This is a genomic window from Verrucosispora sp. NA02020, assembly GCF_013364215.1.
Lineage (GTDB): Bacteria > Actinomycetota > Actinomycetes > Mycobacteriales > Micromonosporaceae > Micromonospora.
Window position 1 is genome coordinate 6,662,624 of record NZ_CP054923.1, and the last position, 25,287, is coordinate 6,687,910.

The following is a 25,287-nucleotide window of genomic DNA, read 5'->3' on the forward strand; positions in this document are numbered from 1 at the left end:
CCGGCTCAGCCGACCGGGGGTGCGGTGGGCGCCTTGGCGGCCGGTTCCGGGCCGGACGGCGCACCCGGCCGGTCCAGCTCACCGAAGGACTGCCGGACCAGCCGGTTCGCCTCCTCCTGGCTGATCCCCGACGCCACCATCAGGTCGCTGGCGGTGGTACGCACCTGGGCCACCACCACGCTGCCGGAGAACCCGACCCCCTCGGCGTACGCCCGGCCGGCCTCGCTGACCGCGCGCAGCGACCGTTCCCGGGCCTGCTCGGGCTCCTCGCCCTGGGCGAACTCCTTCTTGAGCAGACGGACCGACTCGGCGAGGTGTGCGATCGCGTCCGGCATCGGCCCCGGGACCGGTTCGTCGTCCTCGACGAGGGTGACGGCCCGCCGGATCAGCGTGCCGCTGTTGCGCATCGCCCGGTCGATCGGCTCGGCCGCCTCCGCGTAGTGGGTCAGTTCGCTGCGCCGGTGCCAGCGTGCCGGGGAGAGCAGGGCGGTCTCCTTCGCCCCCTCGATCGCCTCGCTGAGTGCGGACAGTTCCTCCTTGTTGTTCCGCAGCCGGTCCAGCGCCTCCTGGATCCGGTCGCGGTCCCGGTCGCGCAGGCCGCCGGCGGCGTTGTCGAGTTGCTCGGCGAGCAGGTCCAGGGCCGGCCGGGCGGCGCGGTTGAGCACCCGTAGCGGGTTGAGCGGCAGCAGGACGGCGGTGACCAGCAACGCGATGCTGCCGCCGACGAGCGCGTCGATGAACCGGGGGATCTCCAGGTCCTCGACGGAGGGGCTGAGCGTCGCGATCAGCACCGCGGTGGCCGCCGCCTGGATGACGATGGCGACGCTGCCACCGGCGAAGATGGTGAGCAGGATCGCCGAGGTGACGATCAACGCGAGCTGCCACGGACCGGTGCCCAGGAAATAGACCAGCAGGTCGCCGACGAACACCCCGACACCCACCCCGATGATCAGCTCGGCGGTCCGGCGGAACCGCTGGCCCACCGAGACGGCGAGGGTGCCGACCGCCGAGATCGGGGCGAAGACCGGCTGCGGGTTGCCCAGCAGTTCGTGCGCGGCCACCCAGGCCAGCCCGGCCGCGAGACCCGCCTGGAGGGCCAGGGCGAGCGACATCCGGACCCGGTGCAGGCGGTCCTTGAGGGTGGCCTTGCCCCGGTGGTGCAGTTGCGCCACCGTCTCCGCGATCCGCTGGGTGTCCACGTCCGACAGGCCGTCCCGCATGCGGTTGCCGCGTAGCAGGGTGAATCGTCGGTCCCGGGCCACCGCCATGGCCGCGACTACCCGCCGCACGTCGGGACATTCCTCGCCGACCGGGTGCATCCTCCCGTCGGGTGACGGTCCGCCCGTCCCGGAACACTGCCGGACGCGACGCCCGCCGGAGGCGGTTCGGGCCGGGCCGGCACGGATCCGGAACCGCCGCGACGCGGACTCCCGGCCGGTGCGGCAGACTCGTCCGGGTGACGGGGTTGACGCACCGGTGGCGCGCTGCCGCCCTCTCGGCGGGCGCGACCCGGCCGACGGCGGTGGACGACGCCGGGGCCGAGCTGGTCGCCCGGTGGCAGGAGCCGCACCGCCACTACCACACCCTCGCCCACCTGACCGCCGTGCTCGACGTCGTCGACCGGTACGCACCCGCCGCGCACCAGCCCGATCTGGTCCGGCTCGCCGCCTGGTGCCACGACGCGGTGTACGACCCCCGGGCGCCCGGCGACCGCAACGAACGTGACAGCGCGGCGCTCGCGGAGGTCCTGCTCACCCGGGTCGGGCTGCCCGCCGCCGAGGTGGCCGAGGTCGGCCGGTTGGTCCTGCTCACCGCCGGGCACGCGGTGGACCCGGCGGACGCCGACGGCGTACTGCTCTGCGACGCCGACCTGGCGGTGCTGGCCGCACCCGAGCCGGAGTACGACAGGTACGCGGCGGCGATCCGGCGGGAGTACGCCCACGTGCCGGAGCCGGACTACCGGGTCGGTCGGGCCCGGGTGCTCTCCGGGCTGATCGCCCTGCCCACGCTGTTCCGGTCAGCTCCGCTGGCCGACGCCGGACAGGCGCGGGCCCGGGCCAACCTGACCCGCGAGCTGGCCGCCCTCACCGGCCGGGAACCGGGCGGCGAGGTGTTTGGGGCGACGTAGGCCGGTGGCCCGCAGGAGCCGGGCGATCTCGCGGCTCGGCACCACCTGCGCGCCGAGCCAGACCGCCATCGCGAAGCGTTCCGCCGGGATGTCGTAGTGGTCCCGGTCGAAGCCGCGCCGGGGCGCACCGAGCGCCTCGGCGAAGGCGTGCAGCTCGGCGACGGAGACGTCACTGATCAGGTGGGACCAGAGTCGACCCCGTGCCGGCCAGGCCGGCCGGTCCACGTAGATCACGGCAGCCACGGTACCCGGCGGCGACCCGAGGTTGATGATCACCATCGGCCGGTCGTAGCCTCGGCCCCATGGCCAGCCTCCTCGACGACCTCCGCGCCGCGCTCGGCCCGGACGCGGTCCTCACCGACCCGGACCTGCTGCGCGGGCACGAGCGGGACGAGGCCGACCTGTGCGCGTCCGGCACCCCACTGGCGGTCGTCCGGCCGCGCAGCACCGAGGAGGTGGCCGCCGTGGTCCGGGCGGCCGGGCGGCACGGCGTACCCGTGGTGCCGCAGGGCGCGCGGACCGGTCTGGCCGGCGCGGCGAACGCCGTCGCGGGCGCGGTGGTGTTGAGCACGGTGGCGATGGACACCATCCTGGAGATCGACCCGGTGAGTCGGATCGCGGCGGTCCAGCCCGGCGTGGTCAACGCGGCGCTCAGCGCCGCCGTGGCCGAGCAGGGCCTGTGGTATCCGCCGGACCCGGGTTCCTGGGAGTCGTCCACGATCGGCGGCAACGTCGCCACCAACGCGGGCGGGATGTGCTGCGTCAAGTACGGCGTCACCACCGAGTACGTGCTCGGCCTGGAGGTGGTGCTCGCCTCCGGTGAGGTGCTGCGCACCGGCCGGCGTACCGCCAAGGGGGTCGCCGGGTACGACCTCACCCGGCTCTTCGTCGGCTCCGAGGGCACCCTCGGGGTGGTCACCGAGGTGACCGTGGCGCTGCGGCCCGCTCCGGCGGAGTCGTTGACGATGGTGGCGGTCTTCGGCTCCACCGCCGAGGCGGGCGACGCGGTGGCCCGGATCGCCGCCCGTGGCCTCTCCCCCAGCCTGCTCGAACTGCTCGACCGCACCCACCTGGTGGCGATCGAGGCGTACCGGCCGATGGGGTTGCGCACCGACGCCGAGGCGCTGCTGCTGGCCGCCGCCGACACCGGTCCCCGCGCCGCCGAGGACCTGGCCGAGCTGGCCGCCGTCTGCACGGCGGCCGGTGCCGCCGAGGTGTACGCGGCCACCGACGCGGTGGAGGCCGCCGCCCTCCTCCAGGCCCGACGCCTGGCGCACCCGGCGATGGAGAAGTACGCCTCGGACACGTATCCGGACGGCAACGGTGGGCTGATCATCGACGACGTGGCGGTGCCCCGGGCGGCGTTGGCCGCGCTGCTCGACGGGGTCGCCCGGATCGCCGCCGAGTGCCGGGTGCCGATCGGTGTGGTCGGTCACGCCGGTGACGGAAACATGCACCCCAACATCGTGGTCGACCGGGCCGATCCGGCCAGTCTGGAGCGGGGCCGCCGGGCCTTCGACGAGATCATGCGACTCGGCCTGGCACTCGGCGGCACCTGCACCGGCGAGCACGGCGTCGGGCTGCTCAAGCGGGAGTGGCTGGCCCGCGAGATCGGGCCGGTGGGCGTCCGGGTGCATCAGGCGATCAAGGACGCACTCGACCCGGCCGGGCTGCTCAACCCCGGCAAGGTGCTCTGATCCGGGCCGTCCGGGGGCGGGGTGCTTCTGACGGGCCGCCTCAGCCGACCATCTCGGCCGGGGTGTTCTGGGTGAGCAGCAGCAGGATCTCCTCGGCCACCTCGGGTCGTTCCTCGCCGGGGCAGTCCTGCGAGGTGATCAGGCCCGCCGAGGTGAGCAGGCTGGACGTCAACGCGCCGACGCAGGTGACCCGGTAACCCCGGGCCTCGTCGGTCTCCCGGGCCAGCCTCGGATCGGCGAGCAACTGCTGCAACCGCTCGCGGAGTTCCTCGTTGAGTGTGCCGGTCGAGGTGACGCCGTCGCCGGCACAGTCGATGCACTCCCAGCGGCCGTCGGGGGTCACGTTCAGGGTGCGCAGCGGCCCGTCGCTGCCGAGGTTCTGCAACAGGCTGACCCGCCCCTGGCCGCTGGTCGCGGCGCCGCCGGCACCCGGCTGGTCGGCGGCCGGTCCGCTCACCGACGTCTCCGGTTCGGCGCGCTGGCCGAACGGGGCGCATCCGCTCAGGGCGACCACCACCAGGGCGGTGACGGGCAGGGACAGCAGCCGTGACCAGGGTTGCGCTATCACGCGCGGAACTTACCCTACCGTAGGTAGGGCACGGAACCGTCCGGACGGACATCCACCGGCAGCGATATCCAGAATGGACCTGGTCAGCGTGGCAGCCCCGCCGCCCCGTCGTCGGCACCACGGTCCGCCGGATAGCCGCGCACGTCCGGCGCACCCAGCCGGGCGGCGTCCGCCGTCGCGTCGTCCGGCATCAACTGCGACTGCCGCTCCGCCTCCACCCGTGCCCGGTAGTGCGTCACCTCGCGCTCCCGCCGTGCCTCGTCCCAGCCCAGCACCGCACCCATCAACTCGGCCGCGTGTCCGGCCGACTCCAGCCCCCGGTGCGTGGTCTCGAAGGAGACCCGGGTACGCCGGGTGAGCACGTCCTCCAGGTGCAGCGCGCCCTCGGCACGGGCCGCGTAGGTCACCTCCGCCGCGAGGTACTCCGGCGCACCGGCCAGCGGAGACGCCTGCAACGGGTCGGCGTCGATCAGGGCGAGCAGGTCCATGGCCAGGCTGCCGTAACGCTCCAGCAGGTGCTCGACCACACCGACCGGCACCCCGTGCCGGCGGGCCAGGTCGGCCCGGTCCCGCCACATCGACGCGTACCCGTCCGCGCCGAGCAACGGCAGGTCGGCGGTGCGCGAGGGACGTTGTGCCCCGAGCCGGTGCGCGGCCCGGTCGACCACGTCCGAGGCCATCACCCGGTACGTCGTGTACTTGCCGCCGGCCACCAGCAACAACCCGAGCATCGGCTCGATGACGGCGTGCTCCCGGGACAGCTTCGAGGTGGAGTCGGCCTCGCCGGCCAACAACGGGCGCAGCCCGGCGTAGACGCCCTCGATGTCGGCCGTGGTGAGCGGCCGGTCCAGCACGGTGTTCACCTGTTGTAGCAGATAGTCGATGTCGCTGGCGGAGGCCGCCGGATGCGAGCGGTCCAACTGCCAGTCGGTGTCCGTGGTGCCGATGATCCAGTGCCCGCCCCACGGGATCACGAACAACACGCTCCGGGCGGTACGCAGGATCAGCCCGGTCTCACCGGTGATCGCCGAGCGGGGCACCACCAGGTGCACCCCCTTGGACGCCCGGACCCGGATGCCACGCCGCAACCCGACGTCGTCGAGCATCCGTGACATGTCGTCGGTCCACACGCCGGTGGCGGCGATCACGGTGCGGGCGCGTACCTCGAACTCGCCCTCCGGGGACCCGGCGGGCGACTCCAGGTCACGGACCCGCACCCCGGTCACCTCCCGGGCCTGCCGGATCAACCCGACCGCCCGGGTGCTGCTCACCACCGTCGCGCCCAGGCTCGCCGCGGTCCGGGCCAGCGTCACCACCAGGCGGGCGTCGTCCACCTGGCCGTCGTAGTAGCGGATCGCGCCGGCCAGTCCCTCGGTCCGCAGGCTCGGGAAGACCCGGCGGGCGCCCTCGCGACTGAGGTGCCGGTGCAACGGCATGCCCCGGCCACCGCCGAAGAGACCCGCGAAGGCGTCGTACGCGGCCACCCCGGCGCCGTAATAGGCCCGCCGCAGCACCCGGGCCGGAAGATCGCGTACGCCCTGCCCGGCGGGAAGCGGCACCAGGATCGGCACCGGACGCACCAGGTGCGGCGCCAGCCGGGTGGCCAGCAGACCTCGCTCGGTGAGCGCCTCGTGCACCAGGTGGAACTCCAACTGCTCCAGGTAGCGCAGGCCGCCGTGGATCAGTTTGCTGGACCGGCTGGACGTGCCGGCCGCGAAGTCGCGGGCCTCGACCAGGGCCACCTTCAGCCCCCGGGAGGCCGCGTCGACGGCGGCACCGGCACCGGTCACACCACCGCCGATGACCAGAACGTCGAAGCGCTCGGCCCGTAGCCGACGCAGGTCGTCGGCCCGGCGGGCGGGCGAGAGCTGGCCGGCAACGGATCGCAAGACGTGGGGATCGCGCACCCGTCCACGGTAGCCGCAGCGATCACCTGGTGGCATGCCACGGCCGCCGGGGACGACCGGTGGAGGCCGGACCGTAGGGTGTGCGGATGCGTGACGATCACTTGACGTCCGGTGACGCCGGGAGCCCCTGGGCCGTTGTCGCGGCGGTGCTGGTCGGCGGGGCGACAGTCACCATCGCCCTGCTGACACAGGCCGGTGGCTGGCTGGTCGACCAGGTGCTGCTGCTCAGCGGGCTGGACCGGTTCGTGCCGCTCTGGCCGCTGGCCGCACTGTTCACCGTGCTCCTGATCGGTGCCGCCACGCTGCCGCTGGCCCTGGTCCCCCGCTCGACGACGATCCGCGCCGCCGGCCGGGGCTGGCTGGTCGGGGCGCTCGCGATGGGCGTGCTCGGGCTGCTGCGGACGATTCCCCCGGTGCACCACGAGGCGTACCTGGCCGCGCTGGCCGTGACCGCCGCGCTGCTGGCGCTGCTCGCCCACCGGCTCTCCCCCCGTCTGGCCCCCGCTCCCCGCCCGGCCCGTCCCGGTCCCCTCCCGCCGCCCGGGTGGCACACCACACCGCCGGGTTGGCCCACGACACCGCCGGGTCCGACCGGGGCGGGGCCAGGTCCGACCGGGGCGGGGCCGGAGTCGTCCGGCGAGCAGCCCGTCCCCGCGCCGGGCGGCGATCGGGCCGAGCCGGTGGGTGATCCGCCGGGCACGGCCGGACCCGACCCGGCCGCTCCCCCGGCTTCCCGGCCGACCCCGGTGACCCTGCTCGGCATCGCGGGCGGGCTGGTCCTGCTGATGCCCTGGGTCCGGTTCGGCGCGCTCGGCGGGCTGCTGGAGACGGTGCTGGCCGGGCTGGCCGCCGCCGCCGTGGGCGCGCTGGCCGCCGAACTGCTGGACGCCCGCTTCTGGGGCCACCACGAGGTCGGCGAGCCACCCCGACCGGCCCGGCTGGTGCTGCTCGGCGGGCTGGTCGCCGGCGTGGTGCTGCTGCTGGTCGGCGCCGGTACCGGTCAGTCGGGTGCCCAGTTGCCGCTGCTGCTGACCCTGCCACCGGCCGCCTTCGCGCTGGCCGCGCTGCGGGCCCTGGCCCGGCGTACCGACCGGCGGCACGGTCGCCTCCCCACCGCCTGGCTGGTCGGGCTGGGCGTGTTCGGTCCGCTGGCCTTCACCGACCCGGAGGAGGTCACCCTGCTCCTGTCGGGCAGCCGGGACATCCCGTTCTGGGTGGCCGTCACCACCGGCGCCGGGCTCCTCGTCGCGCTGCTGCTGTCGGCCGCGTACGCGGTGGTGCTGGCCCGGCCCTCGGCGCGCCCGCCACGCCGGGCCACCGCCTGGACGACCGCCGTGGTGATGCTGCTGACGGTCGGCGTCGGTGGCGTCGTCGCCGGCCAGCCCGGGCTGCACGGGGAACGGTTGTTCGTGGTGCTGCGCGAGCAGGCCGATCTGACCGGTCTGCCCGCCGGGGCGGGGAAGGCAGGTCGGGACGCCCGCGCCGAGGAGGTCTACCGGCGTCTGGTCGACACCGCCGAGCGGACCCAGGCCGACCTGCGCCGGGACCTGCGCCGGCTAGGGCTGGACCACACCGCCTACTACCTGGTCAACGCGATCGAGGTGGACGGCGGGCCGGTGACGCGAGCCTGGTTGTCGACCCGACCCGAGGTGGCGAAGGTCCTGGTCAGCCAGCGGCTGCGTCCGCTACCGGTGCCGGACGGTACGACGCGCGGCGACGCGTCCGCGCCGACCGGCCCACCCTGGAACATCACCATGATCGGTGCGGACCGCGTCTGGTCCGAGCTGGCGGTGACCGGCGCCGGGGTGACGGTGGGGAGTTCGGACTCCGGAGTGGACGGTGGACATCCGACCCTCGCCCCGGGTTTCCGGGGCGGTGACGACTCGTGGTTCGACCCCTGGAACGACACCCGTACGCCGACCGACCGCAGCGGGCACGGCACCCACACGGCGGGCAGCGCCGTCGGGCGGGGTGGTATCGGTGTGGCACCGGGGGCGCAATGGGTGGGCTGCGTGAACCTCGACCGCAACCTGGGCAGCCCCGCCGCGTACCTGGACTGCCTCCAGTTCATGCTGGCGCCCTTCCCGCCCGGCGGCGACCCGTTCGCGCAGGGGCGCCCGGCCCGGGCCCCGGAGATCCTCACCAACTCGTGGGGCTGCCCACCGATCGAGGGCTGCGACCCCCGGGTGCTGCTGCCGGCCGTCGACGCGCTGGAGGCCGCCGGGATCCTGGTGGTGGCCGCCGCCGGCAACACCGGCCCGTACTGCCGGTCCATCCAGGACCCGCCGGCCCCGTACCCGGACGTGCTGACGGTCGGTGCGGTGGACGAGCGGCGGCGGGTCACCGACTTCTCGTCCCGGGGACCCACCCCGTCGGGCGTGAACAAGCCGGACCTGGTGGCGCCGGGCGCGGACGTCCTCTCCGCGATGCCCGGGGGCGGTTACGCCACGCTCGCCGGTACGTCGATGGCGACCCCGCAGGTGGCCGGCGTGGTGGCGTTGATGTGGTCGGCCAACCCGGACCTCGTCGGTGACCTGGACCGGACCCGGCGGATCCTGCGCGAGACGGCCACCCCGATCGACGCCCCGACCGGCTCCGGCAACTGCGGCGGTACGGCGAACGTGGCCGGTGCCGGGCTGGTCGACGCGTACGCCGCCGTCGAGGCCGCCCGGGACTGACGCCGGACCACGGACTGACACCGGACTCGATGTGATCTAGGGTCGGCTGCCATGGACGCGACCACCATCGCCGAGTTGACCGTCGAGCGGGCCGCCGAGGGGGTCGAGCTCTGTCGCCGGGCGCTCGACCTGCCGGAGGACGCGGCCGAGGCGGAACCGCTCGTGGCGACGCTCTGGCACCGGGCCGCCGCCGACCGGCCGGTGCGGGTGTTCGGCGCGTACCGGGGTGACGACCTGGTCGGGGTCCTGATCGGATCGCACTCCGGCGAGGCGGGGCACGTCGACCTGCTGGCCGTGCACCCGCGGGTACGCCGTCAGGGCGTGGCCCGGGCCCTGCTCGGGCACGCCGAACGGGCGCTGGCCGAGTCGGGCGCGGTCGAGATGGTGCTCGCCGGCAACCCGCCGTACTACGGCTGGCCCGGCATCGACGTCCGCTACACCCCGGCGATCTGTCTCGCGCTCGCCCTCGGCTACCGCCAGGACCGCACCGCGTGGAACATGACCGCCGACCTGTCGTCCGACTCGTCACCGGCGCTGCGCGCCACCGAGGCGGCCGAGGCCCGGCTGGCCGGGCAGGGCGTGACGGTACGCCGGGCCGAGCCGAGCGACCTGCCGGCGCTCACCACCTTCGCCCGTACCACCTTCGGCGGGGCGTGGGACGGCGAGCTGGCCGGTTCGGTGGGTCGCCCCGACGCCGGCTGCCATCTGGCCGAGCGCGACGGCGAGCTGCTCGGCTTCGCCGCGTACGGATCGTCCCGGCCGAGCTGGTTCGGGCCGATGGGCACCGTCCCCGCTGCCGAGGGGTCCGGCATCGGCGGCGTCCTGCTGCGGCGCTGCCTGCGGGACCAGCGGACGGCCGGCATCGAGTTCGCGCAGATCGGCTGGGTCGGTCCGGTGCCCTTCTACTCGCGCAGCGCGGGTGCCCGGATCGAGCGGGTCTTCTTCCTGTACCGCAGGGCGCTCGGCAGCCCGAACGAGTCAACCGGCGCATAGGCGCCGATACCACCGTTCACCCTCCCCGGTCATCGACGCCCCCTACGGTTTTGCGTAGAGGAGGCAGCCATGACCACGGATGACGAGCAGACCCGGGACACCCTGGCGGTGCCCTTGGTCGCGGTTCCCGAACTCCCGGCCCAACTGCCGATCGACCGGCTGGACTACGGCGACGCCGAGCAGTTGGCGGAGATGACCGGGGCAGCCGAACCACCCGAGGAGCCGCTCATCCTGGTCGACGAACCGGCACCGCACCGCCCACCGTACGACCGGGCGCAGCAGCGGCGCGACGAGCGGCCGCTACCGACATAGGAAAAGGGCGGACCGCTGACGCGGCCCGCCCTTTCCGGCGTGTGGAGCTGGACTCAGAAGTCCATGTCCCCGCCACCCGGACCAGCCGGGGCAGCCGGGGTCTTCTCCGGCTTGTCCGCCACGACGGCCTCGGTGGTGAGGAACAGCGCGGCGATCGACGCGGCGTTCTGCAGCGCCGAGCGGGTCACCTTGGCCGGGTCGATGATGCCCGCGGCCAGCAGGTCCACGTACTCACCCGACGCGGCGTTCAGGCCGTGACCGGCGTCGAGGTTGCGGACGCGCTCGACGACGACGCCACCCTCCAGGCCGGCGTTGACGGCGATCTGCCGCAGCGGGGCGTCCAGCGCGATCTTGACGATCTGCGCGCCGGTCGCCTCGTCGCCGGCCAGGTCCAGCTTGTCGAAGGCGGTCTTGCCGGCCTGCACCAGCGCGACACCACCACCCGGGACGATGCCCTCCTCGACGGCGGCCTTGGCGTTGCGGACGGCGTCCTCGATGCGGTGCTTGCGCTCCTTGAGCTCGACCTCGGTGGCCGCGCCGACCTTGATCACCGCAACACCGCCGGCCAGCTTGGCCAGGCGCTCCTGCAGCTTCTCCCGGTCGTAGTCGGAGTCGCTCTTGTCGATCTCGGCCCGGATCTGGTTCACCCGGCCCTGGATCTGCTCGGCGTCACCGGCACCGTCGACGATGGTGGTCTCGTCCTTGGTCACCACGACCTTGCGGGCGCGGCCCAGCATGTCGAGACCGGCGGCGTCCAGCTTGAGGCCGACCTCCTCGCTGATGACCTGACCACCGGTGAGGATGGCGATGTCGGTCAGCATGGCCTTGCGGCGGTCACCGAAGCCCGGCGCCTTGACGGCGACCGACTTGAAGGTGCCCCGGACCTTGTTGACCACCAGGGTGGCCAGGGCCTCGCCCTCCAGGTCCTCGGCGATGATCAGCAGCGGCTTGCCGCCCTGCATGACCTTCTCCAGGATCGGGAGCAGGTCCTTGACCGACGAGATCTTGCTGTTGGCGATCAGGATGTACGGGTCGTCGAAGACGGCCTCCATACGCTCCGGGTCGGTCATGAAGTAGGCCGAGATGTAGCCCTTGTCGAAGCGCATACCCTCGGTGAGCTCCAGCTCCAGCCCGAAGGTGTTGCTCTCCTCGACGGTGATGACGCCTTCCTTGCCCACCTTGTCCATCGCCTCGGCGATGATCTCACCGACGGTGTTGTCACCGGCGGAGATGGAGGCGGTGGAGGCGATCTGCTCCTTGGTCTCGACGTCCTTGGCGAGCTTCAGCAGCTCCTCCGAGACGCTGGCCACGGCGGACTCGATGCCACGCTTCAGGGCCATCGGGTTGGCGCCGGCAGCCACGTTGCGCAGACCCTCGCGAACGAGAGCCTGGGCCAGGACGGTCGCCGTCGTCGTGCCGTCACCGGCGACGTCGTCGGTCTTCTTGGCGACCTCCTTGACCAGCTCGGCGCCGATCTTCTCGTACGGGTCCTCGAGCTCGATCTCCTTGGCGATGCTCACACCATCGTTGGTGATGGTGGGGGCACCCCACTTCTTCTCGAGCACGACGTTGCGGCCCTTGGGGCCGAGGGTCACCTTCACGGCGTCGGCGAGCTGGTTCATGCCCCGCTCGAGGCCGCGGCGAGCCTCTTCGTCGAACGCGATCATCTTGGCCATACGGCGTTGTCCTCCTGGACACTCACGGACCAGCCGGGGTGTGCCCCGGACGGGCCGTCTGGTGTACGCACCTTGGGACGTCGCCACCTGGCGACGGCGACGTCTCCTCGGCCGGGCCGGATAGCCCGCGACGACCGGCCACTGCCCCGCCCGAGGTGATCCCCCGGGTGCGACGGTGGCCCCACCGTCCCGACCAACTGGCACTCACGCCATGCGAGTGCCAATGACTTGTTTAGCACTCTGCCCTGCCGAGTGCAAGCACGACCGCCGTGATCAGCCGAGTTCATGGGCCAGTTGGGCGTCGTTCACCGGCCCCTCGTGTCCCCGCTGCTCGGCGTACGTGACGACCAGCCCGACCAACTGGGCAAGCTGGCCCGGCAGGGTGAGCAGCGCCGCCAGCACCGTCACCACGACCGTGCCCGCCGTCACAGTCCGGGTCTCCATCGGGCCGGTGCCGATCAGCAGCAGGCCCACCTGCTCGATCGCAGCCGCGACCAACGACACGGCGATCACCGCGCCGATCACCAGCGCCAACCGGCCGAGCAGCAGGCCCAGGCGCTGCCGCAGCATCTGGTGCGAGCGGCCGATCGGGTTGTCCCGCTCGAACAGGTAGACCGGGCCGACCATGGCCAGCGCGAACACCGCGTAGATGCCGGGCAGGAAGCAGAGGCAGAGGCCGAACAGCACGATCATGCCGAACAGCAGGGTCCACCCCCAGAGCCCGAGCGCCCGCCGGACCCCGTAGCGCATGGCCGCGCCCAGGTCGACCGGCGCACCGGCCGCCTGCCGGGCGATCACCCAGGTCCCGGCCGCCCAGCCCACACACTGCACCAGGCTCGCGATCAGACCCGCCCCGAAGAGGCTGCCCACCCACACGAGGCTGTCGGCCCAGAATCCGGAGGGCAACGCGCTGCTGTCGTCGGCGAGCTGCTCCTCCCAGCGCGCGGTGGGGTCGATCACCAGCGCGAGCACCGCCAGCACCACCGCCGGCAGCACCTGGGTCAGCAGGACGATCGGCAGCAGGAGCGACCAGCCCCGGCGGAGCGCGCCGACACAGCGCGCGTACCAACCACCTACACCGGCACCGGGCGGATTCACCAACGGGCTGGCCGGGTCGAGGCCGTACCCCGGTTGCGGGTACCCACCGTAGGGCGACGTCGGATATGGCTGGCCCGGGTAGGGCTGGCTTGGATAGGGCTGGCTTGGATAGGGGGCGGTCGGGTCGACCGGTGGCCGCCCGTCACCCCGATCGGGCTCGTTCGCCGGCGGGGTCGGCTCGTTCGCCGGCGAAGGCCGGGCCGGCTCGTCGGGGGACGAGGACGGACCCGCCGGGGGCGGCTGGTCGGACATGGACGCTCCTCAGCGATGGCTGGATCGGCCCATGATCTTCCCTGGTCGGCCCCGGCGCCGCTGCCCTGCACCGGCCACGATCCCATAACCCCACCCGAGGATCAGCCGGCGAGGTGGACGCGGCGGGTGACTCAGATGGCGCGTACCCGCTCGGCCTGCGGGCCCTTCTGGCCCTGGCCGATCTCGAACTCCACCCGCTGGCCGTCGTCCAGCGCCTTGTAGCCGTCCATCTCGATCGCGGAGAAGTGAACGAAGACGTCCTGCCCGCCGTCGACGGCGATGAAGCCGTAACCCTTCTCGGCGTTGAACCACTTCACGGTGCCCTGTGCCACGGTGTTGTCCTCACTCTGCGCGGCGTACCACAACTCCGGGCACCGGCACGCCGAACACCCGGAGACCACCGGTTTCAGCGATCCGCGACGACCCCGAAAAACGGTGACCGAAATCGCACGGTACACGAGGCGTGACGACCGCGCACGACCACAAATCGGGCATATTCCGACTGACGGCATCGCCGTACGTCATTGTGGTAAGCATGCCGACATGACCAGCGCCATCGACGAGACCAGCACCCTGCGGGCGGACGTCCGTCGGGTCGAGCCGGCGGACGCCGCCCGGATGCGGGCCCTCCGTCTGGAGATGCTCGCCGACGCCCCGCTGGCCTTCCTGGAGACGATCGCGGAGGCCGCCGCCCGCCCGCACGCCGAGTACGCTGCCCGCGTCGCCCAGGTCTCGGCCGGCACCCACACCGCCCAGTTCGTGGCGGACCCCGGTGGCCGACTGGTCGGGCACGCAGGTGGCGTCGCCCATCCCACGGAACTCGCGGTCACCGTGGTCTACGCGGTCTACGTCACCCCGACGTGGCGCGGCACGGGCCTGCTCGCATCCCTGATCGACGCGGTCGGCGCCTGGTCACGGGAGTGCGGGCGGCAGGAGCTGATGCTCGAAGTCGTGGTGGGCAACGACCGTGCCTACCGCGCCTACCAGCGGATCGGCTTCGCCGACACCGGCGTACGGGTGCCGCACCCGACCGTCCCCGCCCTCCGCGAACTCCAGATGCGCCGCCGGGCGTAGTGGGGGCGGGGTGGGGATTTCCGGGCAGCCCACCCTGCTCCGGGCGGTCAGGCTTGATCCCGCCGCAGGGTGGGCTGCCCGGAAACCCGACGTGGTCCGGCTGATCGGGTGGGCCTGCCCTCGGATCGGACCGACCCACTCCCCTCGCCCTGCTCGGTAGCGACGGTCGCGGGCTGGCCAGGGTGTCCGGCGGATGCGGCGGGTGCCAGGTCTCCCGCGCCGCCTTTGCTCTGCTTCAACCCACGCAACGAACAGGGCGATTCGTTCCTCCTGGCAAATGCCGCACTGGCAAAGCTATGACAATTGACCAGAACCGGTGCGTTCTCCCGAAAGTATTGCGTGGAGTGAAGCAGAGCAAAGGCGGCAAGGCGCAGTACCGCCGCCCACCGTCCGCCTCCGCACCGCACCGCACCGCACCGCACCGCCCAAGCTCAACTCAGCTCAACTCAGCTCATGCTCCAACGGTGACCCAGCAGGGTTCCGGGGCAGCCTGACCCGCGCAGGGATCAAGCCTGACCGCCCGGAGCGGGTCAGGCTGCCCCGGAACCCCCACCGTGAGAAGACCCGACCCCCCCCACCGTGAGCAGCAGACCTAGGCGTGCCGCCGACTCTGCACGATGCGGAAACGGTTGGCGACGTACGCCCCGTCGGTGAGGGCCGAGTTGGCCGCCGCGTTCGCCCCGCTGCCGTGGAAGTCGGAGAACGCCGCCGACTGGTTCACGAAGACGCCTCCGGTGAGGTTGCCGGACAGGTGCACTCCGACCTCGATCGCGGCGTTCTCGGCGGCGTCCAGCACCGCCTCGTCGGTGGAGTAGACGGCTGCCGTGAGCGCGCCCTTCTCCCCCACGGTCGCCCGGAGGATGTCCAGGCTGTGCGTGGTGGAGTCGGTGGCGATGGCGAAGGAGATGGGTCCGAACCACTCCCGCGAGTAGGTCGCGGTGTCGCCGGCGTCCAGCTTGACGACGGTGGGCGTACGGACCACCGCGTCCGGGAACGACGGGTGCGTGACGGTACGCGACTCCAGCACCGGCGTACCGACCTTGGTGACCTCGTCGAGGCGGTCCAGGACGCCGTCGTTGACGATGGCGCCGGTCAGCTCGACCCCACGCGCCGGGTCGGCGGTGAGCTTGCCGACGGCGGCGGCGATCCCGGCGGCCACCTCGTCGAAGCTCTTGTGTCCCTGGTCGGTGTCGATGCCGTCGCGGGGAATGAGGATGTTCTGCGAGGTGGTGCACATCTGGCCGCTGTAGAGCGTCAGGGTGAACCCGAGGTTGCGGCACATGCCGGCGAAGTCGTCGGTGGAGTCGACCACCACCGTGTTGAGTCCGGCCTTCTCGGTGTAGACCGCCGCCTGGCGGGCGTTGGCCTCCAGCCAGTCGCCGTACTCGGTGGAACCGGTGAAGTCCACGATCTTGACGGCCGGGTGCAGGGCCAGGGTCGAGGCCAGCTTCTCGCCGGGCGCCTCCGGGGCGAGCAGGACCAGGTTCGGGTCGAAACCGGCCTCGGCGAGCACCTGCCGGGCGTAGCGCACCGTCACGGCCAGCGGGAGTACGGCGCGCGGGTGCGGCTTGACGACCACCGGGTTGCCGGTGACCAGCGACGCGAACAAGCCCGGGTAGGAGTTCCAGGTCGGGAACGTGTTGCAGCCGATGACCAGGGCGACTCCTCGCGGCACCACATGGAACGTCTTGGTCATCCGCAGCGGGTCGCCCTTACCGGCGGCCTTCTCCCAGGCGGCGGTCCCCGGGTGGCGGGTCATCTCCGCGTACGCGTAGGCGACGGCCTCCAGCGCCCGGTCGAGCGCGTGCGCGCCGCCGGCCTGGAAGGCCATCACGAATGCCTGCCCGCTGGTGAACTGCACCGCGTTGGCCAGTTCGAAGACGTTCTTGTGCAGCCGGTCGAGGATCTCCAGGCAGACCCCGACCCGCGCCTGCGGACCGGCGTCCCGCCACGCGGGCAGCGCCGTGGACGCGGCGGCGACGAGCTGTTCGGCGGTGGCGTGCGGGTAGCGGACGTCCAGCGGGACGCCGAAGGGGCTGGTCTCGGTGGCGACCTGGTCGCCGTCGCCCGGCTGGTCGAGCGGGAAGCCTCCACCCAGGTACGCCTCGAATGCGGCCTTGCCGTCGGCGGCTGCGGTCTCGCCGTACACCCGGGGGCTGGGTGATTCCGGGTAGGCGGACCAGTACCCGCGCTCCGTGATCGCGGTCAGCGCGCGGTCGAGGGTCTCGGCGTGCCTGTCGTACAGGGGGTGCGGGGTCTCCGTCATGCCCGCCATCATGCAACAGGAAGCCCCGCGATCAGTAGGGGCGTGTCACAGCTCAGACGTCGAGTTGCCAGTTGCTCCAGCGATCCATCACCCGGAAACCGAGCTGCTCGTTGATCGTGATCATGTGATCGTTGCTGTCAGCGTTGAAGGTGTCGATCACCTGGATCGCGGGTTCGTGGGCGAGCAGGTGACGAAGGTTCTCGATCTTCGTGAGCAGGCCGAGGCGGCGGCCCCGGTGCTCCGGGTCGACGATGGTGATCTGTTGGAAGGCGTGCCAGTCGGCGGTCGGTGACATGTCGAGCAGGGTCCAGGCGACCAGCCGACCGGACTCCTGATGCCGTACGCCCGCGTGGTAGCGCCGCTTGCCGCGCGCTTCGAGCGCCCGCTCGGTGCCGCGTACCCGCTCCGCGTCGACCTGCTCGGGCTCCCATGCCAGGTCACCCATGGGCGCGTCGGCCAGCAGCCGCCCGTCCAGGTACGCGACGTCGGCGATCAGATCGTCCGGCGTACCCCCGCGCCAGAACAGCACCTCGTAGCCGGTGGCCCGGGATCGTGCGTCGGCCAGCAGCGCGTCCAGGGCGGCCTGGTCCAGTTCGGCGACGTGCAGTCGCCGTCGTACGTCGGCCAGGGCGTCGACCGCGCCGACGGTGGCGGCGAACCGGGCGGCCGGGGCGGGGTGGTCGGGATCGTCGCGCAGGTGCGCCCGGCTCAACGCACTGACCCGTTTCCGCCCGCGCTCGCGCAGTACGCGCAGGCCGCGCTCGAACAGCGCCCGACCGACCCCCCGGCTGCGATGGTCCGGGTGCACGACCAACTCGCCGGAGGCGTTCTCGGTGTTGTCGAGTTGCGGCAGGTCGAGCAGCAGGTAGCCGGCCGGGGTGCCGTCGACGTGGGCCAGCAGGGCGAGGGTCTCGGTGCCCGGCATCGGCTGGTGGAACAGCGAGGTGAACCGCTGCCGACTGAACGGGGGGTAGTCCGGCAGGTCGGTCGCGGTGTAGTCGGCACCGATCCGGTACGCCTGTTCGATGGCCGACTCGTCGTCGGGACCGAAGGAGGTGATGGTGATGGCCATCTCCGCAGCCTGCGGGACGACCGACGAAGGGGCCAGCGATTATTCGCCGGCCCCTTCGGAAAGCTTGGTCGGGAGGGACGATCGCACAACGCCTCCGGCGCTGGGTCGTAAAGACTGAAAGTCTACGGCGAAACGCCCTCCCGCACGAAGCATCTTGCGCCGCCCGGTTCCTGCCGTCAAGTACTCGACGGCGTGTTTTCCGCACTCACCGCTAAAAGCCCGTTACCCGGCGGATCGGTCGGCGTGCAACATGCCACTCGGGCGACGGGCTCGCGGTGTGTCTCAGCCGAGCAGGCCGGCGTCGCGGGCGGCCCGCAGCGACGGCTTGATCCGGTGGGTCGGCCCGACCTCGCCCGCGACCGCGTCGAGCGTCTTGAGCCCCTCACCGGTGTTGTAGACCACCGTCTCCGCGGTCGGGTCCAGCTTTCCGGACTCGACCAGCTTGCGCAGCACCGCGACGGTCACCCCGCCCGCCGTCTCGGCGAAGACCCCGGTGGTACGCGCCAGCAGCCGCACGGCGGCACGGATCTCGTCGTCGTCGGCGTAGTCCATCCAGCCGCCGGTCCGGCGTACCGCCTCCAGGGCGTACAGACCGGCCGCCGGGTCGCCGATGTTGAGCGACTTGGCGATCCCGGTCGGCTTGACCGGGGTGATGGTGTCACCGCCGCCGTGCAGGGCGGTGGCGATCGGGTTGCATCCGGCCGACTGGGCGCCGAAGACCTTCCACCCGCCGGCCGGCACCTCGACCAGGCCGATCTCGACCAGTTCGCTGAACGCCTTGTCGACCTTGGTGAGCAGCTCACCGGAGGCCATCGGGATGACCACCTGGGCCGGGATCCGCCAGCCGAGCTGCTCGGCGACCTCGTAGCCGAGCGTCTTGGAGCCCTCCGCGTAGTACGGCCGGACGTTGACGTTGACGAAGGCGGTGTCCTCGAACTCGTCGGTCTCCACCAGCTCGCCGCAGAGCCGGTTCACGTCGTCGTACGAACCGTCGATGGCGACCAGCTCGCCGCCGTAGACGGCGGTGGTCACGACCTTGCCCTGCTCCAGGTCGCTGGGGATGAACACCACCGACGGGGTGCCGGCGCGGGCCGCGTGGGCGGCGACGGAGTTGGCCAGGTTGCCGGTGGAGGCGCAGGCGAACCGGGCGAAGCCGAGCGCCCGGGCGGCGGTCAGCGCGACCGAGACGACCCGGTCCTTGAACGAGTGGGTGGGGTTGGCGCTGTCGTCCTTGATCCAGAGCGGGCCGGTGATGCCCAGCTCGGCGGCGAGCTGGTCGGCGGCGACCAGCGGCGTGAAACCGGGGTCCAGGGTGACCCGGGTGGCCGGGTCCTGGCCGGCGGGGAGCAGCGCCGCGTAGCGCCAGATGTTCTGCGGGCCCGCCTCGATCTGCTCACGGGTCACGGTGGCGAGGGCCGCCGGGTCGTAGTCGACCTCCAGCGGGCCGAAACACTCGTAACAGGCGTGCTGCGCGGCCAACGGGTAGCGGGCGGAACAGGCGCGGCAGACCAGGGCGCGGGCGGGGCTGGCGGTGGTGTCGATCCCGGTAGGGGCGAGCGTCGACGTCATGTCCGAGTCCTCTCATCTTCCCCCACATCGCACCCTGCGGCGGGGACGGAATTGGCACCTGCCCCACGGGACGCTCAGCGATGAGCGCGCGGGGTGGTTGCCGGGGCGTCTTCGGGCCGTATCCCTCAGCCCCTCTGGATGAGGTATTCAGTTGTGCCGCCGAGTCTAGGCAATCCCGCCGCGCTCGTCAGCGTTCGATCTCAGCCTGTGAGCGATTCCTCACCGCCGCCACCACCCGCGCAAGCGCGTCGACCCTGGATCGGGCAGCCCCGGCAGCGCCGGGGTGACCTGGTCCAGGGTCGCGCACGAGCGTCGGTCGGTCACCGCACCGGCCGGGTCAGGCCGGTACGGACCTGCGTTCGGCCGCCTTCAGGTCCAGTGCGGCACCGTTGCGCTGGCGCAGCAGGTTGTCCAGCGCCCAGCTACCCGGGCCGAGCACCGCGATCAGCAGGAACGACCAGCAGAACAGCACCGACAGCTCGCCGTGGTTGCGCAGCGGCAGCAGCGCCTCGGGCTGGTGGACGACGAAGTAGGCGTAGGCCATCGAGCCCGACGCCACCAGTGCCGCCGGTCGGGTGAAGAGACCGAGGAGCACGAGGGCACCGCAGACGGCCTGGATCAGCGCGGCCCACCAGCCCGGCCAGGTGCCGAGCGGGACGGGTTCACCGCTCCCCCGGGCACCGCCGAAGACGCCGAACAGAGACGACAACCCGTGGCAGAGAAACAGCAGGCCGATGACCATGCGGAACAGGGACAGGGCCGGCCCGCCGAACCGGTCAGTACGCATTCCGAAACCTCCATTGTGGATGGACGAGGGCAACCAGAATGCGGGACTGATAAATATTTGTCGATGCAATCTCTTCCTTTGGGAACGCTCCCACATCGATGGTAGCGACTGAAACTCCCGAGGGAACCCCCCTCGGCGAAGATCATTTCGATCACCCTCCGTAACGACTCCCTGTACACCCTGGACATCTGACGGCAACAAGTCGCGGTCATCCGATCCGGGGCCGCGCGCCCACCCGGGTCCGGAAGCGGCCACCGTCGTCCCACCAGCCGGTACGCGGGGCGGTCCCCGACCGACCGGGAGGCCGTCCCGAAGCGCCCACCTCGCCACCCCGACTGCCCGCCGAACGATCGAGGACCGTGATGCGACGATGGGCCGATGCGAGAAATCCACGGGGGATCGATGCCGGATACGACCACGAGACGCGGCGACGGAGGCCGGGCCTACCGGCGTCCTCGGCTCGTCGCGCTGCTGACCGCCTTCGCGCTGCTCGCCGGCTGCGCACCGACCGACGCGTCCGGCAACGTCCCGGGTGACGGACCGACGGAGCAGGCCGACCCGGCCACGAGCCCGACCACGGCCGGCCCGGACGCGCCGGAGGTCTGTCCCGAATCGGGGGTACGGATCCGCTACCTCGGCGTCAGCGCGGCCATGGGGCTCCGGGCGATGGGCGTGGAGCTGGTCAACTGCGGCGACCGCCCGTACAAGCTGCGCGGCTATCCGGCGCTGCGTCTGTTCGACGGCGAGGGGGCACCGATCACCGTCCGGGTGGTCGAGGGGGCGGCCGGAATCGCCTCGGGCTTCGACGACCCACCCCGGCCGCTGGTGCTGGCACCGGGCGCCACGGCCGGAGCGGCCGTGATCTGGCGCAACCTGGTCGACGATCCGACCGTGGTCGCCACCGACGCCGCGCGGGTGGAGATCGCGGCGGCCAAGGGGCAGCCGGGGCAGGAACTCGACATGGAGGGGCCGATCGACCTCGGCAACACCGACCGGATCGGAGTCAGCGCCTGGAAGAAGCGGACGGGCCCGACGCCGACGCCCACCGAGTCGGCGGACGACGGCGTCGACGCCGCACTCAGCTGGTGATGTCCTTGCGGGTGAAGCGCCAGAAGGCGAGCCCCCAGAAGAGGGTGGCGTAGCAGATCGCCGAGACGGCGCCCCGGACGATGTCGTCGGTCTGCACCGGCGTGGAGAGCAACCCCAGCCAGGCGGTGCTGTAGTGGGTCGGCAGGAACGACCGGATCGCGCCGAGCGCGGTGATCTGGTCCAGGATGCTGGAGAGGATCCACAGCAGCACCGCACCACCCACCGCGCCCAGCGCGGCATCGGTGACCACCGAGAGCAGGAACGCCAGACCGGCGACGACCAGCAGGACGACCGCCAGGTAGCCGAGCACCGCGAGCAGGCGGAGCAAACCCTCGCCGGGTTCGAGCTGTGCGGCGACCGTGCTGCGCAGCGGCGACCAGCCGTACCGCAGGGTGCCGATCAGCAGGGCCGTACCGGCGAGCAGCACCAGCGCGAACGCCGAGTAGGCGAGCGCCACCAGCAGCTTCACCGTCAACAGCCGGGCCCGGGGCACCGGCACCGCCAACAGGTAACGCAGGCTGCCCCAACTCGCCTCGCTGGCCACCGTGTCGCCGCAGAACAGCGCCACCACCACGACCAGCAGGAACGAGGCGGAGACGAAGATGGTGAACAGGGTGAAGTTCAGTCCGCCGGAGGTGGCGAACGAGACGAGGCTGCCGAACTCGCCCCGGCCGCTGTCGTCGTCACCCGAGTCGAACTGGAAGGCGATCAGGATGATCAACGGCAGCAGCACCATGAAACCGAGCGCCAACTGGGTACGCCGCCGCGCCGCCTGACGGCGGAACTCGGCGCCGAACGGCAACGTCCTCGACGGCCGGTAGCCGGCGGCGGCACCCGACGGAGCCACCCCGGACTCCTCCCGCGTCGGCTGCACGGTCGATCCCGCCATCACCGGTCCCCGCTTCCCCGAGAGTTCTCGCCCACCAGGGCGAGGAACGCGTCCTCCAGGCGGCGCCGGGGCACCACCCGGTCCACTCCGATACCGGCCCGTACCAACTCGGCGACCACCTCGCTGCGCGCGGTGCCGTTGGTGTCCACCACCAGGTGCCCGTCGGCGTCGTCCAGCACCCGTACGCCACCGAGGTCGTTGAGCACGTCCCGGGCCGCGGTCGGGTCGCTCACCTCGAACAGCACGCTGGGCGAGTCACCGACGATGTCCTCCACCGGCCCGGAGGCCACGATCCGGCCCTTGTTGACCACCACGGCGTGGGTGCAGGTCTGCTCCACCTCGGCGAGCAGGTGACTGGAGACCAGCACCGCGCGCCCGTCGGTGGCGTACCGCTGGAGCACCCGGCGCATCTCGGCGATCTGTGGCGGGTCCAGCCCGTCGGTCGGCTCGTCGAGCACCAGCAGCTCGGGCAGGCCGAGCATGGCCTGGGCGATGGCCAACCGCTGCCGCATTCCGTGGCTGTACTTGCGGACCCGCCGGTGCACCGACGAGCCCAGACCGGCGATCTCCAACGCCTGCTCGAAGTGCGCGTCGGCCTCCGGCCGTCCGGTCGCCCGCCAGTACGCCCTGAGGTTCTCCAGGCCGGAGAGGTGCGGCAGGAATCCGGGCCCCTCGACGAGCGCGCCGATCCGGGAGAGCACCGGCGAGCCCGGCACCAGCCGGTGCCCGAAGACGTAGATCTCCCCGGCGGTCGGCTGGGTCAGCCCCATCAGCACCCGCAGGGTGGTGGTCTTGCCGGCGCCGTTGGGCCCGAGCAGGCCGACCACCTGACCGGGGTGCACCTCGAAGTCCACCTCGGAGACGGCCACGAAGCCGTCGGCGTACTCCTTGCGCAAGTGGCGCACGGCCAACGGGGTGTCCGCGTACTCGGGATGGATCGAGGTGTCCTGGCGGCGGTGCCGCAGGCGCAGCACGGCCACGAGCACGACGAGCCCGATCACGATCGCGGCGATCAGCCCGACCAGCACCCAGCGCCAGAGCGCCGCCTCGGTGGGGATCGGGTCGCTGTCGACCGTCGGCAGGCTGACCGGTGTGTCACCGACCGCGACCGTGTACACGGCCGGCTCGATCGGGGTCGTGTAGGCCTGGTCCGAGGTGGCCACCACCAGCCGGAGCCGGTGCCCGGCCTCCACCCGGTGCACGATCGCCGGCAGGGTCACGGTGACCGGCGCGGCGGCGTCGACGGTGGCCGGCAGACCGCTGAGCCGGATCGGCGCGATGAGTCCGCTGGGCAGGGTGGCCGCCCCCTCCGGGTCGACCACGTAGAGCTTGGCGAAGAGGACCGCCTCGCCGCTGCTCGACGCGGCGCGCACCGACACGGTGGGCGCGCCGACGATGTCGACCGCCTCGGTCAACGGCTCGGACTCGAACCGGGCGTGCTGCCCGGGTATGTCACCGGCCACCCCACTGAGCAGTGAGCTCAACGAGCCGGCGAACGGCACCGAGGAGATCGCGGCGGGGTTGCCGCCGGGCGGGTTGGCCACCGGCTGGGGCGGCCCGGCCACGGTCACCTCTCGGCGGGCGTCGCCGCCGAGACCGGGGTAGTCGTCGGTGCGGTAGCCGGTGGCGACCAGCCCCCGGTCCATCGCGTCGAAGCCGGCGATCCGGGAGAAGGTGAAGGTGTCGCCGGGCGCGTCCCCGGTTCCCGCGACGTAGTGGTCGAGCCACTGCGCGGTCAGGAACTTCACCCGGTCGGAGTCGGTCTGCGGGCCGGAGCCGCCGTCGTGGCCGCCGGTGAACCAGGCGACCCGCACCGGGGTGCCGTTGGCGGCGATGCCCCGGGCGTTGGCGTCGGCCTCGCCGAGCGGGAAGAGGGTGTCCGCCGCGCCCTGGACCAGCAGGGTGGGTGCCTCGATCCGGTCCAGTACGCCGGCCGGGCTGGACCGGCGCAGCAGGTCGACGGCGGCCTGGTCGGCCTGACCGGTGGCGGCGATGCGCAGGTACGCGGCGCAGACGTCGGAGGCGAAGCGGCCGCAGGAGGGGTCGGGCAGGCCGCCGGCCATCGGGGCGACCGGCGCGGTGCCCGGTCCCTGGCCCGGCGCGGGGCTGGGCGGCCCGGCGTCCGGCGCGCCCTCCGGCGACTCGGCGCCGGTGCCGGAGATCCCGGCCGGTCCGGAGCCGGCGGCACCGCCGCCACCGAAGAAGATGCCGGCCCAGCCGGACTTGAACACCCCGGCGGTCGGTTCCCCTCCGGTGCTCTCCGGCAGGAAGGAGCGGGACAGGTCGTTCCAGGTGATCATCGGGACGATCGCGTCCACCCGCTGGTCCTGGGCGGCGAGCAACAACGCCAGCGCGCCGCCGTAGGAGCCGCCGACCACGCCGACCCGGGGGTCGCCGGTCGCGTCGGTCCGGATCTCCGGGCGGTCGGCCAGCCAGTCCAGCAGTCGTTGCGCGTCGCGGACCTCGTGGTCGGGGCTGTCCAGGTGGATCTGGCCACCACTGCGGCCGAAGCCCCGGGCGGTCCAGGTCAACACCGCGTAGCCCCGGTCGGCGAGGTCCTCGGCGTCGGTGCGGACCGAGTTCTTGGTGCCGCCGAACCCGTGCGCGAGCAGCACCGCGGGCACCTTCTGGTCGGCGGCGGCCTCGCGCGGCAGGTACAGCGTGGTGTCCAGGTCGACGGGCTCGTCGCCGTTCGGCCCGGACCGGACGGTGAGCATCGCGGACTCGGTCCGGAAGCTCGGCCGCTCCGGCCACACCGCCCAGACGACGACCGCCGCGAGCAGGGCGACGGCCACTGACGCGGCGACGGCCCGGCGGCTGGTGGGCAGGGCACGGCGGATCCGCGCGGCCGAGAACGGCGATCTCATGCGGCACACGGTACGGCGCGCAACCTGAGTGGTAGCTGAGATCCGCCGTACGTCCGTCCTACTCGGCCGATCGTCATCCGCAAGAGGTCGACCGCACATCCTCCGCAGGCGAACCTTTGGGATGAGTTCGCATCATGGAAATTAATGCCTTTCACTGGAAAATACGCGTAACCACGACGTACCTCCACGGAAAGAGCCACCCACCGTAGTCAATCAGTTAATCCTCCGTCACATCGCTCGAAGTGACGCAAACCTGACCCGGAGAGACCGATACAGACAGTCCCGGTTCGATTAGTTTTCCGGTCCGGCGCACGGGACCGGCTCCTTGACGCCATCCCCCGATCGTTGCGCCACCCGGAGGAGTA

The 25,287-nt window shown here is 72.3% G+C and carries 20 protein-coding genes and 1 riboswitch; of the genes, 7 read left to right on the top strand and 13 right to left on the bottom strand.

The genetic code is table 11. The features are described from left to right. Positions 1-5: 5 nt before the first annotated feature. The gene (locus HUT12_RS29800; RefSeq protein WP_254877090.1) at positions 6-1,220 is read right to left on the bottom strand and encodes an aromatic acid exporter family protein; all 1,215 of its coding nucleotides are present in this window, start codon (positions 1,218-1,220) and stop codon (positions 6-8) included. A 236-nt stretch (positions 1,221-1,456) separates the two neighbouring features. On the opposite strand from HUT12_RS29800, the gene HUT12_RS29805 reads away from it, so the two are divergent. Next, the gene (locus tag HUT12_RS29805; RefSeq protein WP_176095360.1) at positions 1,457-2,128 is read left to right on the top strand and encodes a metal-dependent phosphohydrolase; all 672 of its coding nucleotides are present in this window, start codon (positions 1,457-1,459) and stop codon (positions 2,126-2,128) included. Here the strand turns inward: HUT12_RS29805 and HUT12_RS29810 are convergent. Further along, on the bottom strand, positions 2,018-2,407 hold the full coding sequence (locus HUT12_RS29810; protein WP_368660296.1) for a DUF4031 domain-containing protein: 390 nt from the start codon (positions 2,405-2,407) through the stop codon (positions 2,018-2,020). The genes HUT12_RS29805 and HUT12_RS29810 overlap by 111 nt on opposite strands. Positions 2,408-2,430: 23 nt before the next feature. On the opposite strand from HUT12_RS29810, the gene HUT12_RS29815 reads away from it, so the two are divergent. Next, on the top strand, positions 2,431-3,825 hold the full coding sequence (locus HUT12_RS29815; protein WP_176095361.1) for an FAD-binding oxidoreductase: 1,395 nt from the start codon (positions 2,431-2,433) through the stop codon (positions 3,823-3,825). A 40-nt stretch (positions 3,826-3,865) separates the two neighbouring features. Here HUT12_RS29815 and HUT12_RS29820 read toward each other — a convergent pair whose 3' ends face one another. Both HUT12_RS29820 and HUT12_RS29825 read right to left on the bottom strand, forming a co-directional pair. Then, complete coding sequence (locus tag HUT12_RS29820) at positions 3,866-4,393, bottom strand: hypothetical protein (protein ID WP_131054855.1); 528 nt, start codon at positions 4,391-4,393, stop codon at positions 3,866-3,868. An 83-nt stretch (positions 4,394-4,476) separates the two neighbouring features. Further along, entirely contained in the window at positions 4,477-6,336 is a 1,860-nt protein-coding gene (locus HUT12_RS29825; RefSeq protein ID WP_176095362.1) for a glycerol-3-phosphate dehydrogenase/oxidase, read from the bottom strand. A gap of 50 nt (positions 6,337-6,386) precedes the next feature. On the opposite strand from HUT12_RS29825, the gene HUT12_RS29830 reads away from it, so the two are divergent. The 3 genes from HUT12_RS29830 (at position 6,387) to HUT12_RS29840 (ending at position 10,283) form a co-directional block, all read left to right on the top strand. Continuing rightward, positions 6,387-8,978, top strand: coding sequence for a S8 family serine peptidase (locus HUT12_RS29830; protein WP_176095363.1), 2,592 nt, complete (start codon positions 6,387-6,389; stop codon positions 8,976-8,978). 51 nt (positions 8,979-9,029) lie between these two features. Next, positions 9,030-9,971, top strand: coding sequence for a GNAT family N-acetyltransferase (locus tag HUT12_RS29835; RefSeq protein ID WP_176095364.1), 942 nt, complete (start codon positions 9,030-9,032; stop codon positions 9,969-9,971). Between the two features lie 69 nt (positions 9,972-10,040). Then, positions 10,041-10,283 carry a hypothetical protein gene (locus HUT12_RS29840; RefSeq protein WP_236145715.1) on the top strand — a complete coding sequence of 81 codons (243 nt, stop codon included), beginning with the start codon at positions 10,041-10,043 and terminating at the stop codon, positions 10,281-10,283. 53 nt (positions 10,284-10,336) lie between these two features. Here HUT12_RS29840 and groL read toward each other — a convergent pair whose 3' ends face one another. From groL to HUT12_RS29855, 3 genes are all read right to left on the bottom strand, one after another. Then, the gene (gene groL, locus HUT12_RS29845; RefSeq protein WP_131053051.1) at positions 10,337-11,959 is read right to left on the bottom strand and encodes a chaperonin GroEL; all 1,623 of its coding nucleotides are present in this window, start codon (positions 11,957-11,959) and stop codon (positions 10,337-10,339) included. Positions 11,960-12,232: 273 nt separating this feature from the next. Further along, positions 12,233-13,057 (bottom strand): hypothetical protein, encoded by an 825-nt coding sequence (locus tag HUT12_RS29850; protein ID WP_176095365.1) that lies wholly within the window; start codon positions 13,055-13,057, stop codon positions 12,233-12,235. A 383-nt stretch (positions 13,058-13,440) separates the two neighbouring features. Continuing rightward, positions 13,441-13,641 (bottom strand): cold-shock protein, encoded by a 201-nt coding sequence (locus HUT12_RS29855; protein WP_131053053.1) that lies wholly within the window; start codon positions 13,639-13,641, stop codon positions 13,441-13,443. Positions 13,642-13,852: 211 nt separating this feature from the next. Here HUT12_RS29855 and HUT12_RS29860 point away from each other — a divergent pair, with 211 nt between their 5' ends. Next, positions 13,853-14,383 (top strand): GNAT family N-acetyltransferase, encoded by a 531-nt coding sequence (locus tag HUT12_RS29860; protein WP_131053054.1) that lies wholly within the window; start codon positions 13,853-13,855, stop codon positions 14,381-14,383. Between the two features lie 592 nt (positions 14,384-14,975). Here HUT12_RS29860 and paaN read toward each other — a convergent pair. From paaN to HUT12_RS29880, 4 genes are all read right to left on the bottom strand, one after another. Continuing rightward, positions 14,976-16,649 carry a phenylacetic acid degradation protein PaaN gene (gene paaN, locus HUT12_RS29865; protein ID WP_176095366.1) on the bottom strand — a complete coding sequence of 558 codons (1,674 nt, stop codon included), beginning with the start codon at positions 16,647-16,649 and terminating at the stop codon, positions 14,976-14,978. A 52-nt stretch (positions 16,650-16,701) separates the two neighbouring features. Further along, positions 16,702-17,721, bottom strand: a complete 1,020-nt coding sequence (locus tag HUT12_RS29870; protein ID WP_176095367.1) for a GNAT family N-acetyltransferase — start codon at positions 17,719-17,721, stop codon at positions 16,702-16,704. A 282-nt stretch (positions 17,722-18,003) separates the two neighbouring features. Then, the gene (gene thrC, locus HUT12_RS29875; protein ID WP_176095368.1) at positions 18,004-19,290 is read right to left on the bottom strand and encodes a threonine synthase; all 1,287 of its coding nucleotides are present in this window, start codon (positions 19,288-19,290) and stop codon (positions 18,004-18,006) included. A gap of 9 nt (positions 19,291-19,299) precedes the next feature. After that, positions 19,300-19,435: riboswitch (SAM riboswitch) on the bottom strand. 192 nt (positions 19,436-19,627) lie between these two features. Then, positions 19,628-20,077, bottom strand: a complete 450-nt coding sequence (locus HUT12_RS29880) for a DoxX family protein (RefSeq protein WP_131053058.1) — start codon at positions 20,075-20,077, stop codon at positions 19,628-19,630. 402 nt (positions 20,078-20,479) lie between these two features. On the opposite strand from HUT12_RS29880, the gene HUT12_RS29885 reads away from it, so the two are divergent. Continuing rightward, positions 20,480-21,166, top strand: a complete 687-nt coding sequence (locus HUT12_RS29885; RefSeq protein ID WP_176095369.1) for a DUF4232 domain-containing protein — start codon at positions 20,480-20,482, stop codon at positions 21,164-21,166. Here the strand turns inward: HUT12_RS29885 and HUT12_RS29890 are convergent. Both HUT12_RS29890 and HUT12_RS29895 read right to left on the bottom strand, forming a co-directional pair. Then, complete coding sequence (locus tag HUT12_RS29890) at positions 21,156-22,055, bottom strand: ABC transporter permease (protein WP_131053060.1); 900 nt, start codon at positions 22,053-22,055, stop codon at positions 21,156-21,158. The two genes, HUT12_RS29885 and HUT12_RS29890, sit on opposite strands and share 11 nt — an antisense overlap. Further along, positions 22,055-24,922, bottom strand: coding sequence for an alpha/beta fold hydrolase (locus HUT12_RS29895; protein ID WP_176095370.1), 2,868 nt, complete (start codon positions 24,920-24,922; stop codon positions 22,055-22,057). The genes HUT12_RS29890 and HUT12_RS29895 overlap by 1 nt, the downstream gene beginning before the upstream one ends. Positions 24,923-25,287 lie beyond the last annotated feature (365 nt).

Excerpts from the sequence above, each read along its gene's own strand:
- HUT12_RS29890 (WP_131053060.1), bottom strand. The coding sequence starts at position 22,055 with ATGGCGGGATCGACCGTGCAGCCGACGCGGGAGGAGTCCGGGGTGGCT.
- HUT12_RS29830 (WP_176095363.1), top strand. The coding sequence starts at position 6,387 with ATGCGTGACGATCACTTGACGTCCGGTGACGCCGGGAGCCCCTGGGCC.
- HUT12_RS29870 (WP_176095367.1), bottom strand. The coding sequence starts at position 17,721 with ATGGCCATCACCATCACCTCCTTCGGTCCCGACGACGAGTCGGCCATC.
- HUT12_RS29840 (WP_236145715.1), top strand. The coding sequence starts at position 10,041 with ATGACCACGGATGACGAGCAGACCCGGGACACCCTGGCGGTGCCCTTG.
- paaN (WP_176095366.1), bottom strand. The coding sequence starts at position 16,649 with ATGACGGAGACCCCGCACCCCCTGTACGACAGGCACGCCGAGACCCTC.
- HUT12_RS29825 (WP_176095362.1), bottom strand. The coding sequence starts at position 6,336 with ATGCCACCAGGTGATCGCTGCGGCTACCGTGGACGGGTGCGCGATCCC.
- groL (WP_131053051.1), bottom strand. The coding sequence starts at position 11,959 with ATGGCCAAGATGATCGCGTTCGACGAAGAGGCTCGCCGCGGCCTCGAG.
- HUT12_RS29810 (WP_368660296.1), bottom strand. The coding sequence starts at position 2,407 with ATGGTGATCATCAACCTCGGGTCGCCGCCGGGTACCGTGGCTGCCGTG.
- HUT12_RS29860 (WP_131053054.1), top strand. The coding sequence starts at position 13,853 with ATGACCAGCGCCATCGACGAGACCAGCACCCTGCGGGCGGACGTCCGT.
- HUT12_RS29815 (WP_176095361.1), top strand. The coding sequence starts at position 2,431 with ATGGCCAGCCTCCTCGACGACCTCCGCGCCGCGCTCGGCCCGGACGCG.
- HUT12_RS29895 (WP_176095370.1), bottom strand. The coding sequence starts at position 24,922 with ATGAGATCGCCGTTCTCGGCCGCGCGGATCCGCCGTGCCCTGCCCACC.
- HUT12_RS29880 (WP_131053058.1), bottom strand. The coding sequence starts at position 20,077 with ATGCGTACTGACCGGTTCGGCGGGCCGGCCCTGTCCCTGTTCCGCATG.
- HUT12_RS29885 (WP_176095369.1), top strand. The coding sequence starts at position 20,480 with ATGCCGGATACGACCACGAGACGCGGCGACGGAGGCCGGGCCTACCGG.
- HUT12_RS29835 (WP_176095364.1), top strand. The coding sequence starts at position 9,030 with ATGGACGCGACCACCATCGCCGAGTTGACCGTCGAGCGGGCCGCCGAG.
- thrC (WP_176095368.1), bottom strand. The coding sequence starts at position 19,290 with ATGACGTCGACGCTCGCCCCTACCGGGATCGACACCACCGCCAGCCCC.
- HUT12_RS29800 (WP_254877090.1), bottom strand. The coding sequence starts at position 1,220 with ATGCGGGACGGCCTGTCGGACGTGGACACCCAGCGGATCGCGGAGACG.